The sequence below is a fragment of the Paenibacillus sp. LS1 genome (genome assembly GCF_026013365.1).
Taxonomy (GTDB): domain Bacteria; phylum Bacillota; class Bacilli; order Paenibacillales; family Paenibacillaceae; genus Paenibacillus.
The window spans coordinates 881,873-896,310 of the sequence record NZ_JAPDOE010000002.1 but is presented as its reverse complement, the minus strand read 5'-3'; the positions used below and the strand labels follow the sequence as shown (position 1 = coordinate 896,310).

9 protein-coding genes are annotated in these 14,438 nt (G+C 46.8%); 8 read left to right on the top strand and 1 reads right to left on the bottom strand.

Going from position 1 to position 14,438, the window contains the following annotated elements:
* Positions 1-125 precede the first annotated feature (125 nt).
* The 3 genes from OM416_RS13375 to OM416_RS13365 all read left to right on the top strand — a co-directional run bounded on the left by OM416_RS13375 (position 126) and on the right by OM416_RS13365 (position 2,956).
* Positions 126-782, top strand: a complete 657-nt coding sequence (locus tag OM416_RS13375) for a response regulator transcription factor (RefSeq protein WP_264929941.1) — start codon at positions 126-128, stop codon at positions 780-782.
* Between the two features lie 135 nt (positions 783-917).
* The gene (locus OM416_RS13370) at positions 918-2,141 is read left to right on the top strand and encodes a PLP-dependent aminotransferase family protein (RefSeq protein WP_062833492.1); all 1,224 of its coding nucleotides are present in this window, start codon (positions 918-920) and stop codon (positions 2,139-2,141) included.
* Positions 2,142-2,329: 188 nt separating this feature from the next.
* On the top strand, positions 2,330-2,956 hold the full coding sequence (locus OM416_RS13365; RefSeq protein WP_264929939.1) for an FMN-dependent NADH-azoreductase: 627 nt from the start codon (positions 2,330-2,332) through the stop codon (positions 2,954-2,956).
* A 111-nt stretch (positions 2,957-3,067) separates the two neighbouring features.
* Here the strand turns inward: OM416_RS13365 and OM416_RS13360 are convergent, their stop codons facing one another.
* Positions 3,068-3,913: a DUF2161 domain-containing phosphodiesterase gene (locus OM416_RS13360; protein ID WP_264929937.1), complete on the bottom strand. Its 846-nt coding sequence runs from the start codon at positions 3,911-3,913 to the stop codon at positions 3,068-3,070.
* Positions 3,914-4,274: 361 nt separating this feature from the next.
* Between OM416_RS13360 and OM416_RS13355 the strand changes: the two genes are divergently transcribed.
* From OM416_RS13355 to OM416_RS13335, 5 genes are all read left to right on the top strand, one after another.
* Positions 4,275-6,170 carry a PrkA family serine protein kinase gene (locus OM416_RS13355; RefSeq protein ID WP_264929935.1) on the top strand — a complete coding sequence of 632 codons (1,896 nt, stop codon included), beginning with the start codon at positions 4,275-4,277 and terminating at the stop codon, positions 6,168-6,170.
* A gap of 243 nt (positions 6,171-6,413) precedes the next feature.
* A complete protein-coding gene (locus OM416_RS13350; protein WP_264929933.1) occupies positions 6,414-7,421 on the top strand; it encodes a globin-coupled sensor protein in 1,008 nt (335 codons plus the stop codon).
* 129 nt (positions 7,422-7,550) lie between these two features.
* Positions 7,551-8,555 carry a LacI family DNA-binding transcriptional regulator gene (locus OM416_RS13345; protein ID WP_264929931.1) on the top strand — a complete coding sequence of 335 codons (1,005 nt, stop codon included), beginning with the start codon at positions 7,551-7,553 and terminating at the stop codon, positions 8,553-8,555.
* A 265-nt stretch (positions 8,556-8,820) separates the two neighbouring features.
* Positions 8,821-11,646, top strand: coding sequence for an endo-1,4-beta-xylanase (locus OM416_RS13340; protein ID WP_264929929.1), 2,826 nt, complete (start codon positions 8,821-8,823; stop codon positions 11,644-11,646).
* A gap of 267 nt (positions 11,647-11,913) precedes the next feature.
* Positions 11,914-14,394, top strand: coding sequence for an EAL domain-containing protein (locus OM416_RS13335; RefSeq protein WP_264929928.1), 2,481 nt, complete (start codon positions 11,914-11,916; stop codon positions 14,392-14,394).
* Positions 14,395-14,438 lie beyond the last annotated feature (44 nt).

The following is a 14,438-nucleotide window of genomic DNA, read 5'->3' as shown; positions in this document are numbered from 1 at the left end:
GTTTTTCTGTTTTTCGACATAATCCGACCTATGCTTCTTCTATACTCGGACTGTCGCATAGACGATGGAATCATCATGGCAGAAGGTAGAAGTTATTTGTCCAATACATAACAGGGGGAACAACAATGAAAAAAGTATGGCAGGTGGTCATCGTAGATATCCACCCCACCAGCATGCTCGGTACAAAATTGATTTTGGAAGAGCAGCAGGATCTGACGGTACGTGGCATGACTTCGACCGGAACAGAAGGGCTCGATCTGGTGAACATTCACCAGCCTGATCTGATTCTCATGGATTATCGACTTCCAGAGGGCCAGGCAGATCAATATATTGCCCAGATGAAGAATCTGTCAGCACACAGTCACATCATCATTTTGACAGATGAAGACAATGTGAAGCTGTTTCGTCATCTGATGAGTCTTGGTGCAAGCGGCATGCTATCCAAACAGGCTTCCCCTAGCCAGCTGATTCATCTGATCTCGGGGTTACGTGAGGGCCATGTATCCATTCCATTATCGTGGTTAAATAGTGCGGAGTGGGCGCAACCCGTGGAGTCTCCAACCGAAGAACGTATCATTGAATTAACCGAAACCGAAACTTTTATCATGGAAAGAATTGTTCAGGGTGTAACCTATGATAAAATAGCGAGTGAGATCAACGTTAGCAGGCGCTCGATTGATAATTATTTGCGTAAAATATACGTGAAGCTGGAAGTAAGCAGCAGAGCACAGGCCATTGAACGTTATGCCTTGCATGCAAGGCAGACGAAGACGGTATCCTGACAAGACAGGCTTGTTCTTCCCATCCTCATAACAGGTCAGGTGCACATCCGGTCATATTCGATGGCGAGCAGGAATAGGTTGTAGGGCTGCGAACTACGAGTTCAGTTTCGATAGGGATGAAAGGGGATCGGATCGATGAAATATTTCTTTGCTTCCCGTACCAACAGGCTTTTGTCATCACCGCTGAGGGACATACGTGAGATGTCTGGCAGGGATTATTTCATTTCTCTGGCAGAGGAATTGCCTGCGGAGGAGTTATTTCCTTTCAAATTGCTGGAAGAAGCAGCGGTGTCTGTCTTTAGTTCAGGCCCCTCCGCATTGCAATATGGAGAGCCAGCAGGCTACACACCCTTAAGAGAGTGGTTGAACAAAGACTGGAATGCACGCAAAGGCATACGAACGGTACCCGAGCAGATTCTGTTGACGACTGGTACGCAGCAGGCCATCGATCTGGTGATGCGTCTATTACTTGAGCCAGGGGACTCTGTACTGGTTGAACATCCTACATCTCCAGGTTGCCTTGAGGTTCTGGAGATGCAAGGAGCCAAGATTGTGCCCGTGATGGGTGATCGGGACGGCATACTGCCAGACCTTTTGGAGCAGCACATGCAGCAGGTGAGACCGAAGCTGCTTTTTGCCGCACCCAGCTTCTCGAATCCAACCGGTGCTTTGTGGAGTATGGAGCGGCGGGAGGCTGTCCTTGAGCTGTGTTCGCGCTATGGTGTACTGCTTGTGGAAGATGATTCTTATGGAGAGCTTCATTTCGATGGTCTTGAGCCAGCGGAATTCTATCGTAAATATCCTTCACTCTTTGCACTGGATACTGCCGACCAGGGTGGACATGTTCTCTACATCGGTTCGTTTAGCAAAACGGTAGCGCCCGCTCTTCGGACTGGATGGGCTGCTGGACATCCTGCGCTGATTCAGGCCATGGCTTCAGTTAAACGGATTGCAGATGGTCAGTCCAGTCCGATGAATCAGCGGCTGTTGTATCAACTGCTCGCCCATTCCCCTTTTCGATGGAGTGATCACCTGTCCATGCTGAATAGGGAGTATAAGACAAGACTCAAACTGATGCTTGAACTGTTGAAGAGACCAGGCTGGAAAGGGTGTCAGTACAACATCCCTGAGGGCGGTATGTATCTGTGGGTACAGTTGCCGGAAGGATTGGACAGTGGTGCTCTGCTCAAGGCGGCTCTGCCCAAAGGAGTTTCTTTTCTTCCAGGATCGCTATGCTCCACAGGTGTACAGGATCAACGTTACATTCGATTGAACTTTAGCCATCCGGGACGCGATGAATTGCTGCTCGGCATGAACCTGATCAGTGAAGCGATATCCGAATTTACGGCTCGCAGCTGAGTCGAATCGAAAATAGATTGTAGCAAATTGCAAATTGGTTCATGAACATCGTGATTACGTTATTGCATCCACTAACATTTTTATATATAATATGAATTAATGAGTTGTTGGTTTCTTTATATAAGCTGCAATTGTGGCGAGTTCAGGAAAAGCGCTCATATATTTTATCTAACGGGGGAAAATTCAACATGTCTAATATTTTATTCGTAAAAGCAAATGACCGTCCTGCAGATCAAGCAGTCAGCGTTAAATTGTACGATGCATTCTTGAGCGCATACAAAGAGTCCCACCCAGGTGACACAGTTACTGAGTTGGATCTCTACAATACAGAATTCCCATTCTACGGTAACACTGCAATCACTGGTACTTACAAAGCAGCTAACGGTTTTGAACTGACAGCTGACGAGCAAAAAGCAGCTTCACTTGCAGCACAATTGCAAGATCAATTCCTTGCAGCTGACAAAGTTGTATTTGCATTCCCACTGTGGAACTTCACTGTTCCAGCTCCATTGGTAAACTACATTGCTTACCTGAGCCAAGCTGGTAAAACATTCAAATACACTGCTGAAGGTCCTGTAGGACTTGCTGGCGACAAAAAAGTAGCTTTGCTTAACGCACGTGGTGGCGTATATTCCGAAGGCCCAATGGCAGCTGCTGAAATGTCCCTGAACTTCCTGAAAACAGTTCTCGGCTTGTGGGGCATTCAAAGCCCAGAAGTAGTTATCGTTGAAGGACATAACGCTTCTGCAGATCGTGCTGAAGAAATCGTTACTGCAGGTCTGAAATTGGCTTCCGAAGTAGCAGTAAAATTCTAATAGCATTCTTTTATATAGAACATACAAAAACACCTGTAGTCTCCACTGGAGATTACAGGTGTTTTTTTGTGTTCTCATATTTTCGCATCCTTTACGTCAGATGATTCCGAATTAGATATGGCCTGTATTTTTCAAGTACTGCTCTGCTGCTTCAGCGATGTGTGCAAGGTCGTCCTGGTTGTCAGCAGATCCCGTATACGTTACATCAAGTTCATTAATGGTTCGTTCAATCATATGATTATCCTCAAGCATGTGTGCATGCTCGGTTAACGCCTGTACTCCCTTGATCGTCAGAATATACTTTCCGCGGGAGAGGCGTTCAAACCAGCCATAATAATTTTTTTGCAGAATCGCCGCGGCAGAACCTACACCTGTCTGTCTGGCAAGGTTGGCCGGAGAGGCTTCTCCGTTCGTTCGTAGAGCGGATGCGACACGTAAGGCCTTCTCACGATATGCGGTGACCAGCTGTCTGCGTGTGCTGCCTCCCGTATTGTAGTCTCCGCTGCGTTCGTCGAATTCCTTGAGCAAGCGTTTCCGCCGAACACCGCTTTTGCGGGTAACTTGATTGTGGCTATTGAGGGCCGTCTGGGCAGATGGTTCGCACAGTACATCAATCAGGGGAGCTTTGGTTTTGTAAAATGTGACAGTCAGCAGCCCCAGACCAAGCTGTCTGCATAGTGCGGTCAGTTCGCTCCAGCGTTGGTTCACGGCTCCGCGTTTGCTGCGATTGCGCTCGACGGCCAGATACACGAACGGGCTAAGCTTCAATCGCTGCATACCCTGCAACAATAGGGAGAGGTTAAATGTTTTTTTCATCTCCACAATCAGTGGTTCGTCCTGGTCCGATCTGACCCCTACGAGGTCACAATGTCTGACTTCCGCCTTGACGTCGAAGCCGCGCTGCTCGAAGAAAGCCTTCACAGGCGAATATAATTCAGTTTCGTATTGCACTGCCATCGTCCGTGCTCCTTTCCTGAAGTGGCCTGTCTCTGACCATGTGTTGTCCGGTTTCCTGAATTTAGAACCCTCATTATATCATATTCGTTCTTTTTTTTCTGAAGGCACAAGATGTCTGATAGAACAGGGAAAAGCCAAAATTCGAAGCGGGTGATTGAAAAAAAGAGGTCAACTTATCCGAATTGCCGCATAGGTATGTAATACACTTTTCACAACAAAACAAGACGTTTGGACAGAGGGTGGCGGGACTAAACAGGACCGCGAGATTGGTATTCAAGCAGGAGCCGCAATTCTATTGATTTCTTCATACCATTCGGAATGGTTGACAATCACACTAAAGGAGCCATGGGAGGTACCAAGCATGAATATTTTTGAACGCGTTGCGGAACATCGGGCAGAGAGTGACCGTTTGACATGGAACGGAACATTTGAAGATTATATTGCGATGCTGAGAGAGGACCCGACTCCGGCAATGACGGCTCACGCCAGAGTGTATGAGATGATTGAATCGTTTGGCGTGGAAGAAGTAGGTGGGCATAAGCGGTACAAGTTTTTTGAGCAGGAGATCTTCGGACTGGATCGATCGATTGAAAAGCTGGTCGAAGAATACTTTCACTCGGCAGCACGCCGTCTGGATGTACGTAAACGGATCTTGCTCCTGATGGGTCCCGTAAGCGGAGGTAAATCGACGCTGGTGACGCTGCTCAAGCGGGGGCTTGAACAGTTCTCACGGACAGAGAAAGGTGCCATATACGCCATTGATGGATGCCCGATGCACGAGGAACCGCTGCATCTGATTCCACTGGAGCTTCGTCCTGAAGTGGAAAAGGAAATCGGAGTCCGCATTGAGGGTAACCTTTGCCCATCCTGCCAGATGAGACTGCGTACCGAATATGGTGGTGATATCAGCAAGGTGCCGGTGGAACGGGTCCTTGTTTCCGAAGATAATCGGGTGGGGATAGGAACGTTCAGTCCATCTGATCCGAAATCACAGGACATTGCCGACCTGACCGGTAGTATCGACTTCTCCACCATTACGGAGTTTGGATCCGAGTCCGATCCACGTGCCTATCGTTTTGATGGGGAGTTGAACAAGGCGAATCGTGGATTGATGGAGTTCCAGGAGATGTTGAAATGTGATGAGAAATTCCTGTGGAATCTCTTGTCGCTCACGCAAGAAGGTAATTTCAAAGCAGGACGCTTCGCCTTAATTAGTGCGGATGAAATGATTGTGGCGCATACGAATGAATCGGAGTATAAGTCGTTTATCTCCAATAAGAAGAATGAGGCACTGCAGTCCCGGATGATTGTTATGCCGATTCCTTACAATCTGAAGGTGTCCGAAGAAGAGAAAATCTATGCCAAGCTGATTCAGCAAAGTGACATGAAGCATGTTCATATTGCACCGCATGCACTGCGGACTGCAGCCATTTTTTCCATACTTACCCGCTTGAAGGAAACAAAGAAACAGGGCATGGATCTCGTTAAAAAAATGCGGATGTATGATGGTGAAGAAGTGGAAGGGTACAAAGAAGCTGATCTGCGCGAGATGCAAAATGAGTATCTGGATGAAGGGATGTCTGGCATTGACCCACGGTATGTCATCAACCGGATATCTAGTGCTTTGATCAAGCAAGATCTTCAGTGCATTAACGCGCTGGATATTCTACGGGCCATCAAGGACGGTCTGGACCAGCATGCTTCGATTACGAAGGAAGAGCGGGAGCGTTATCTGAACTTTATCGCTCTTGCACGCAAGGAGTATGATGAACTGGCTAAGAAGGAAGTGCAAAAAGCATTTGTGTACTCGTTCGAAGAGTCGGCCAGAACGTTGTTCGAGAATTATCTCGATAACATTGAAGCATTCTGCAACTGGTCCAAAATTCGTGATCCGCTCACGGATGAAGAGATGGACCCGGATGAGCGTTTGATGCGTTCCATCGAAGAGCAGATCGGGATCTCCGAAAATGCGAAGAAAGCATTCAGGGAAGAGATTCTGATCCGAATCTCGGCATACTCCCGCAAGGAGCGCAAGTTCGAATATAGCAGCCATGATCGTCTGCGTGAAGCGATTGAGAAGAAGTTGTTTACTGACCTGAAAGACATCGTCAAGATCACAACCTCAACCAAAACACCGGATGCCACCCAATTGAAACGTATGAATGAAGTGATCAAACGGTTAATTGAGGAACATGGATATACCGCAGCCAGCGCGAATGAACTGTTACGTTATGTGGGCAGTCTGCTTAATCGCTAATCGGCAACGAACCATTCCGGATCAGGCTCCTGATGCCTGCTGTGAGGCTCCTTCACAGCAGGGTCGGGGCCTTTTTAGTTCGATGAGGATCTTATACATCTAAAAAGCTGACAAATAAGGTTAATTTTAAAGAGAATTAGTTCTAATGGTATATGTATATTTAGGTATTTTAGTCTATAATCGATACATATATTTACAATTTAAAGTAATATAGTGTTTATTAAGGAGCTGACTGAACCAGATATGAGCAGTATTTCCGCAACAAGACAGAAGCAACTTGATTACATGGGATTAACCGCAGGGGATCTAACCCTGCTTGCCGATCATCGGCCTGTTTTTAAAAAAGTCGTTAATGAAGTGGTGGATCATTTCTACAATCATGTGGGGAATTATCCTGAATTGGTTGATCTGATCGCCCGATTCTCTACCATTGATCGTCTCAAAGAAACACAGAAGATGTACTGGTTATCGATGACGGACGGGGTCGTGGACGACGCATATATTGAGCAACGGATCGCGATTGGACTTGTGCATTCCCGTATTGGTCTGTCCGAAGATTATTATCTGGGCTCCTATATGGTCTACCTAGATATCGCAACAAGCATATTCCAACAGGTTATCCCTGATTCCTGGCATCTGGTCATCCAGGCGCTTAGCAAAATGTTCAATCTGGATTCACAGCTTGTCCTTGAGGCCTATGAGAAGAAAGAAAAAGAAAAATTATCTCAGCTTGCCGATGATCAACAACATACATTACAGGCGATCACGCAGATTACGCAAGAACTTACGGGCATGATTAGTGAATTAAATGAAAATGCCCTGGCGATCTCGAGTGTAGCCAAAGAAACAGCGGCTTCTCAGGATCAGGCTCAAGTTCTGCTCACTGAATTGACTGGGGAGATCAATCAGATTGGAAAAATGGGTGAACTCATTCGCGAGATATCGGATCAGAGTCATCTTGTCGGTCTGAATGCAGCGATTGAAGCTGCTCATGCAGGAGAGTTTGGACGAGGGTTTGAAGTGGTCGCCAGTGAGGTGCGCAAGCTTGCGGCCAGTTCCCGGGATGCTCAGGGTAAAATTCAGTCTAATCTGGCACAGATCATGAAGAAACTGAGCAGTGTGCAGCAGGAGTCGGATCATACGTCCCGCGGTGCACGGAGTCAAGCTTCACGCTCAGCTGAACTTGCTGTATTTGCTACAACAATGGAGAAACTGTCTCTGGATTTGAAGAAACTGGAACAGCAGGAATAGACGTTAAAACCATTAGGAAGCTTCCATACCGTTTCAGGCTGTTTTAAGCTATAATGGGTAGACAAACCTGCCGATGTTATAGAAAATGCAGCCGGAGACAGGGGATTTGAAAGAGGTTGAGGTGATCAGATGGCTTCTATCCATGATGTGGCCAAGGAAGCGGGAGTATCTGTTGCAACCGTTTCCAAAGTGATAAACGATTATCCCGATGTAAGTGAAAAAACGCGCAAAAAAGTCAATATAGCCATCGAATTATTGAAATATCAACCCAATGTGGTCGCACGTGGACTTGTCAAACGCCGTTCATGGACGGTGGGCGTATTGTTAACGGTTCCGTTTACGAACCCTTTTGTGTCGGAGTTGCTGGAAGGTATCAAGACTGCGCTGGAGAACAGTGGATATGATCTTGTCCGTTTGTCTACTCGATTCGATGACCCGACATACTCGTTCATCAAACATTGCCGCAGTCGTAATGTGGATGGCGTTGTAGTGTTCGGGGAAGGCAGAGAAAACGCGAGTATTCAGGAACTGGTGGATGCGGAAATTCCGACGATGTTTGTTGATACAGACATGTTAGGCAAGCGTGCCGGATACATTACAACGGATAACGCAAACGGGATCTCCATGAGTGTCAAACATTTGCATGAGCTTGGGCATCACAAAATTGCCTATATTTCAGGCACCCTTGGACCTGCCGTAGCCAATCTGCGATTGGAAGGATATCGGGAAGGGCTGAAAGAATGTGGTATTCCGTATTCTACGGTATATCTGGAAGTCTGCGATTATTCATTCGACGGGGGAAGCAAGGCTGCCCGACGATTGTTGGCACTTCAGGATCAACCAACGGGGATTGTCTGTGCTTCGGATATGTCTGCCTTTGGTGCGATTCATGAGATTGAAAAGCATGGACTGCGTGTACCAGAAGATATCTCGGTTGTTGGATTCGACAACACGTATTATGCCGAGGTGTTCAAACCAGGATTGACCACGGTGAATCAGAATATCTATTCCATTGGCATTAAGTCCATCGAATATCTGATTGCCATGATCGAGAACCCGGCTTATTCTCCTCCCGTCGTTACGGAACCCTCCAATCTGGTGATCCGTCAGACAACAGCACCCTTAAAAACGTAAATAGTAAAGATGTTTACATGAAGCACAGCTAATAAGCTGTGCTTTTTGTCGTTCTATATCTCATATGGAAACATATGGTTTATGGAGTGGTGCAAGTCCTATAGTTTAACGGGTAAACAAAGTTTGCTGGCAATCGTATAATGAAAGTGCTTACAATTTTCTGTCCATTAGCGTCTATCCCATGCTGCACAACGATCTTGTAAAGGGCTGGCACATGGCAGAGCAAAGGTTTTCTTTACAAAAAACGAACCAAGGAGGAGATCAGATGCATTTGAGAAAATGGTGGAGCTTGTGCTTGTCGGCAGTATTGATCTTCAGTCTGTTCCCAAGTATGGGCACAAGAGAGGCGCATGCTCAGGCGGCTGCGGACATTAAGACAGGCGATGATGAACCGCTATTTGAGGCTAATTTTGAGGACGGTCTGTTGGGACAATGGCGTCCACGTGCGAGTGAGAAGCTTGATATCGTGACGGAAGTGGGCCACGACAGTGCACACAGCCTGAGAACCTCATCACGTACCGAAACATTCCACGGACCCTTAATTGAAGTGATAAACCATGTACAGAAGGGCAGCACGGTTCATATTTCATTTTGGGCCATGTACAATGAAGGACCTGACAGTCAGGTCATTAACGGTTCACTGGAGAAAGAGTACAATAATGACGCTTCGAGTCGCGAATATGTTACGTTTGCCTCTGCTACCCTCAACAAAGGGCAATGGAAAAAAATCGAGGCCGATGTGATGATCCCGGGAGAAAATAGCGGTATTACCGGATTCCGAATCTATGCAGAGACTCCATGGAAGACGTCAGCGGAAGTGACGCCGGCAGATACGATTCCTTTTTACGTGGATGATGTTCTGATTACGGCAGCCGAAAAAATTGAAATAGAACCGAACATTCCTAATTTAGTGGATGTCGTGGGACAATATTATGCAATGGGAGCGGCAATTGACCAATCTGCACTTGAATCTGAAGATCCGCATTCCCAGTTGTTGACGAAACATTTTAATAGCATTACAGCCGGTAATTTTATGAAAATGGATGCGATGCAGCCTCGGGAAGGACAATTTGTCTGGTCAGAGGCGGATCGTCTGGTAAACTTCGCCGAAGCAAATGATATGGAGGTCAGAGGACATACGCTGTTATGGCACAGTCAGGTACCGGAGTGGTTCTTTACCGATCCGAATGACGCATCGAAACCTGCCACACGGGAACAGTTGCTTGCGCGGATGAAAACTCATATCCAGACCATCGTGACCCGGTACAAAGGAAAGGTTCATACATGGGATGTCGTTAACGAAGTAATCTCCGATGGAGGCGGCTTGCGGAATGGGGCCAGTAATTCCAAGTGGAGAGATATTATTGGGGATGTGGATGGCGACGGAGATGATAGTGATTACATTGAACTGGCTTTCCGATATGCACGTGAGGCTGACCCCGATGCTGTACTGGTGATTAATGACTATGGAATGGAGGGCAATGGAAACAAGCTGAATGATATGGTGAAGCTTGTAGAGAAACTGCTGGCTAAAGGGACACCGATTGATGCGGTGGGGTTCCAGATGCATGTGTCGATGTACGGACCGGATGTAAAGCTCATTCGTGAGGCTTTTGAGAAAGTGATCGCTCTTGGTGTGAATGTACAGGTGACAGAGCTGGACGTTTCGATATATTCAAGTAATTCTGAACTGGAGATGCCTGTCACAGATGAATTAATGCTGCAACAAGCTTATCGTTATCGTGAACTGTTCGACTTGTTCGAAGATTTGGGCAAACGCGGTGTAATGGACAGTGTGACTGTATGGGGACTTGCGGATGATGGTACATGGCTTGACAACCATCCAGTCAAAGGACGCAAAGATGCACCATTGTTATTTGATCGTAAATTAAAAGCAAAACCGGCCTATTGGGCACTGGTGGATGCTACCACGCTTCCGATCTATCGTAATGAATGGACAGCGCCTAAGGCCAGCCCTTCTCTGCCGGATCGCAAAGGACAGGAAGATATTCTTTGGGGTGCTGTAAGAGGGCTAAATATTAATCATCTGGCAGATGGTACTTCCGGGGTTACCGGTGAAGCTAGAGTGCTATGGGATGCCAAAAAGGTGAATTTGCGGGTAGAAGTTAAGGATACCACACGTCGTAAAGGTGATCAGGTGCAAGTTTTCCTCGCCGAAGAAGTAAAGGGTACGGGCACTGCAACTTCTGAAGTTGATCTAACAGCCAAGAAAAAAAATCCGCCGTCTGCAAATGGTCAATATACGTTCAAACGGGACGGCGGTAAAGGCAAGGATAAAAATGTTTACAACGTACAGGAGACAAAAACGGGTTATGTTGTATACGTATCACTGCCTATGTCAGCTGCTTTACTTACCGAAGGGCAGGTCTTGTCTCTGGATTTCCGGATTACGGATGAACATGCTGCTGGAAAGACAGCTACGATCGTATGGAATGATATTTCCAATCAGCAACCTGATAAACCAGTCAACCGGGGTAAACTGAAGCTGGGTTCTGTCTTGAAACAAACTAAGGTTACTTATGGCAAACCTGTAATTGATGCAAAAAAGGATGACATCTGGAAAAAGGCTGCGTCTATTAAAACGGATGTTTGGGTAATCGGTAACTCTGGTGCAACGGCGACTGCACAACTGTTATGGGATGAGAAATACCTGTACGTATTGGCAGATGTGAAAGATCCTTTGCGCAGCAAATTAAGCTCCAATGCCCATGAGCAGGATTCGATCGAGATTTTTATCGACCCAAGCAAAGATCAGACAACATATTACCAGGAGGATGACGCCCAGTACCGGGTTAATTTTGATAATGAGCGTTCGTTTGGAGGAAATGCACAGAAGGAAAGCTTCAAATCAGCCACTCGACTAACCAGTGGGGGGTACACAGTTGAAGTGGCAATACCACTGGAAAGTGTTCTGGGTGAAGGGGGAAAATGGATCGGATTCGATCTTCAGGTTAATGACGATGGCGCCGGGGATGGCAAGCGAAGCAGTGTCTCCATCTGGAGTGATTCATCAGGTAATTCGTATCAAGATACCTCCGGTTTTGGCAGTCTGTTGCTGACTCGCAAATAGAATATTCAGATCTGTATTTGAATATGAAAATGTCAGCTATTAACCATCCGTATTTCTGGAAATAAGTGTTGATTTTCAAGGCTAGGACGTTTAGACTATATACATTCATATTAAACGGGTTCCGATGTATGACACTGGTTTGAACTAAGTCTGTGTTAACAAGTCAAATGATGCGGAGGGAGTGCCTGTCATCCAGACAGCGCACTCGCTTCTTTTTTACATTTTTGCATACATATGAGGCATTTCCCGGTTGAAAGGACAGAGTGAGTGGAGCACCTACATGGTACGTACAACTTAGAACTTGTTATTTTATCCTATATTATTGCATCGTTAGCTTCGTACGCAGCGCTTGATCTTGCAGGCCGTGTAAGTCAGGCTAGCGGGATGGCACGGAATGTATGGCTTACCTGCGGCGCAGTCTCTATGGGTCTGGGAATCTGGTCCATGCATTTCGTAGGTATGCTTGCTTTTGTCCTGCCTACGCAAGTCTCCTATTCCACCGGTAAGGTTATTCTGTCGGTTCTACTCGCTATCATCGCATCGGGTGTCGCCTTGAACATTGCAGGCAGACAATCCGGCAAGATAAGCAAGCTTATGATTGCTGGCGTACTTATGACAGCAGGGATCAGCTCGATGCATTATGTGGGCATGGCAGCGATGTCGACCCCTGTAACGTATGAGTCAGGCAGAGTGGTGTTGTCCATTCTGATTGCAGCCATTGCTTCATTTGCGGCATTGTGGCTCATGTTTTTCTTCCGTTATCGTCAATCCAGACATACGTGGGTTTACAAGATGGGTAGCGGTCTTATTATGGGGGTGGGGATCTCCGGAATGCACTATACCGGAATGTCAGCCGCACAGTTCCATCATTCACACGGCTCGATGGCAAGTTCAGGGATGCAGATTGAGCCAGGTATTCTCGCCTATTTGATTGCATCGGGCACGTTTATTGCATTGGGCTTGACGTTGTTCGGCATATTTATTAATCAGCGAATGTCTCAGAAGGATCGACGGATTCATGAGAATGAGCAGTGGTACCAGGCCTTGTATCATAACCATTCCGATGCCATTATCTCCGTGGACAAGGAAGGCATTGTCAAAGGTATTAATGCTGCCGTAACAACAATCACCGGATACCCTGAAAAAGAGGTCATGGATCGTTCCATTGATGAGATTGCTCAGCGGATCGATATCGAGTGGATCAGTGAATTTGATTCCATTGACTGGGATGATCATGGGCTGGAGCAGGCGCACTATATGGCCAAGATGAGGGACGTACAGGGTGAACTTCTGGACCTGAGTATTATTGTTGTTCCTGTTGTCATTGATGCTAAACATGTGGGGAGTCACATTCTGATCAAGGACATCACGGAGGAGAAGCAGGCTCAGGAGAGCATTCGTCACCAAGCTTTGCATGATCCGCTGACGGGGCTGCCGAATCGGCGCAAGTTGGATGAAGTGCTGGCTTATACGATCCAAGATTCTGAAGAAAAAGGAAATTCTTTTGCCGTTATGGTCATGGATATAGACCGTTTCAAGATGATTAATGACTCGCTGGGACATTCCATTGGGGATGTATTTCTAAGAGAAGTTAGCAACCGGATCATGACAGCCATAAAAGCTTCTGATCCGATGGCTATGGAGAATGTTATGCTGGCCCGCATGGGCGGGGATGAATTCACATTAGTTGTAACCCATGATCAAGCGACAGAGGTACGAGTGGCAGCACTTGCAAAACAGATTGTGGAAGCCATTCAATTACCTTATCGCTTGAAGGAAAATGACTTTTACGTGACAGCCAGCATCGGAATTGCGATGTATCCCGATCATGGTGCGGGAGTGGATGCTTTGCTGAAACATGCGGACTCCGCCATGTATGAAGTGAAGAAGAACGGCAAGAATGGATTCCAATTCTACACCGCACAACTGGATTCGGAACTCTATGAACGCATTGAGCTGGAAGGTTATCTGCGTAAAGCATTGGAGCGCGATGAGATGGTCCTGTACTATCAACCGCAGATTCGTACCGAGGATAGTCGTATGATTGGTGTGGAGGCTCTTATTCGTTGGAATCATCCACTCAAAGGTCTGCTCGCACCCAATGTGTTCATCCCGCTTGCAGAAGAGACAGGCATGATCTATGAGATTGGCAACTGGACACTGCGGGAAGCATGTAGGCAGATGAAACTCTGGCATGCCAGTGGGGGACCGCTCATTCCGGTATCGGTTAACTTGTCCAGCCAGCAGTTCCATCAATCCAACTTGGTAGAACAGGTCAAGAATGCACTCCATGAGACAGGGCTGGATGCTCGATACCTGGAGCTGGAGATTACAGAGAGCATGATGATGGATGCAACAGTATCCACGGCGATCCTGAACGAACTGACAGCACTGGGTGTCAAGATCAGCCTGGATGATTTCGGTACGGGATACAGTTCACTCAGTTATCTGAAGCACTTCCCGATTCACAAGCTCAAGATTGATCGTTCATTCGTGACGGACATTACAGAGAGTCACAGCGATCAGGCGATTGTGGCGACCATTATATCAATGGCACAGAATCTCAAGATGGAAGTCATTGCCGAAGGCATTGAGACGAAAGGTCAGTTGGATATTCTGATGCAGAATGATTGCCGCGAGATTCAGGGATATTACTTTAGTCGTCCACTGCCGGCAAGTGAAGTGGAGCATGACTTTTTTGTACCGCTGCGGTTGCAGGGTAATGGAACATCACCGGTACAATCCTAATCCTATAAATGCCAAGCGGCAAGTCCCCGTGAATGTCGGGAACT

Coding starts and splice junctions, on each gene's coding strand:
- OM416_RS13375 (WP_264929941.1), top strand. CDS start 126: ATGAAAAAAGTATGGCAGGTGGTCATCGTAGATATCCACCCCACCAGC.
- OM416_RS13370 (WP_062833492.1), top strand. CDS start 918: ATGAAATATTTCTTTGCTTCCCGTACCAACAGGCTTTTGTCATCACCG.
- OM416_RS13365 (WP_264929939.1), top strand. CDS start 2,330: ATGTCTAATATTTTATTCGTAAAAGCAAATGACCGTCCTGCAGATCAA.
- OM416_RS13360 (WP_264929937.1), bottom strand. CDS start 3,913: ATGGCAGTGCAATACGAAACTGAATTATATTCGCCTGTGAAGGCTTTC.
- OM416_RS13355 (WP_264929935.1), top strand. CDS start 4,275: ATGAATATTTTTGAACGCGTTGCGGAACATCGGGCAGAGAGTGACCGT.
- OM416_RS13350 (WP_264929933.1), top strand. CDS start 6,414: ATGAGCAGTATTTCCGCAACAAGACAGAAGCAACTTGATTACATGGGA.
- OM416_RS13345 (WP_264929931.1), top strand. CDS start 7,551: ATGGCTTCTATCCATGATGTGGCCAAGGAAGCGGGAGTATCTGTTGCA.
- OM416_RS13340 (WP_264929929.1), top strand. CDS start 8,821: ATGCATTTGAGAAAATGGTGGAGCTTGTGCTTGTCGGCAGTATTGATC.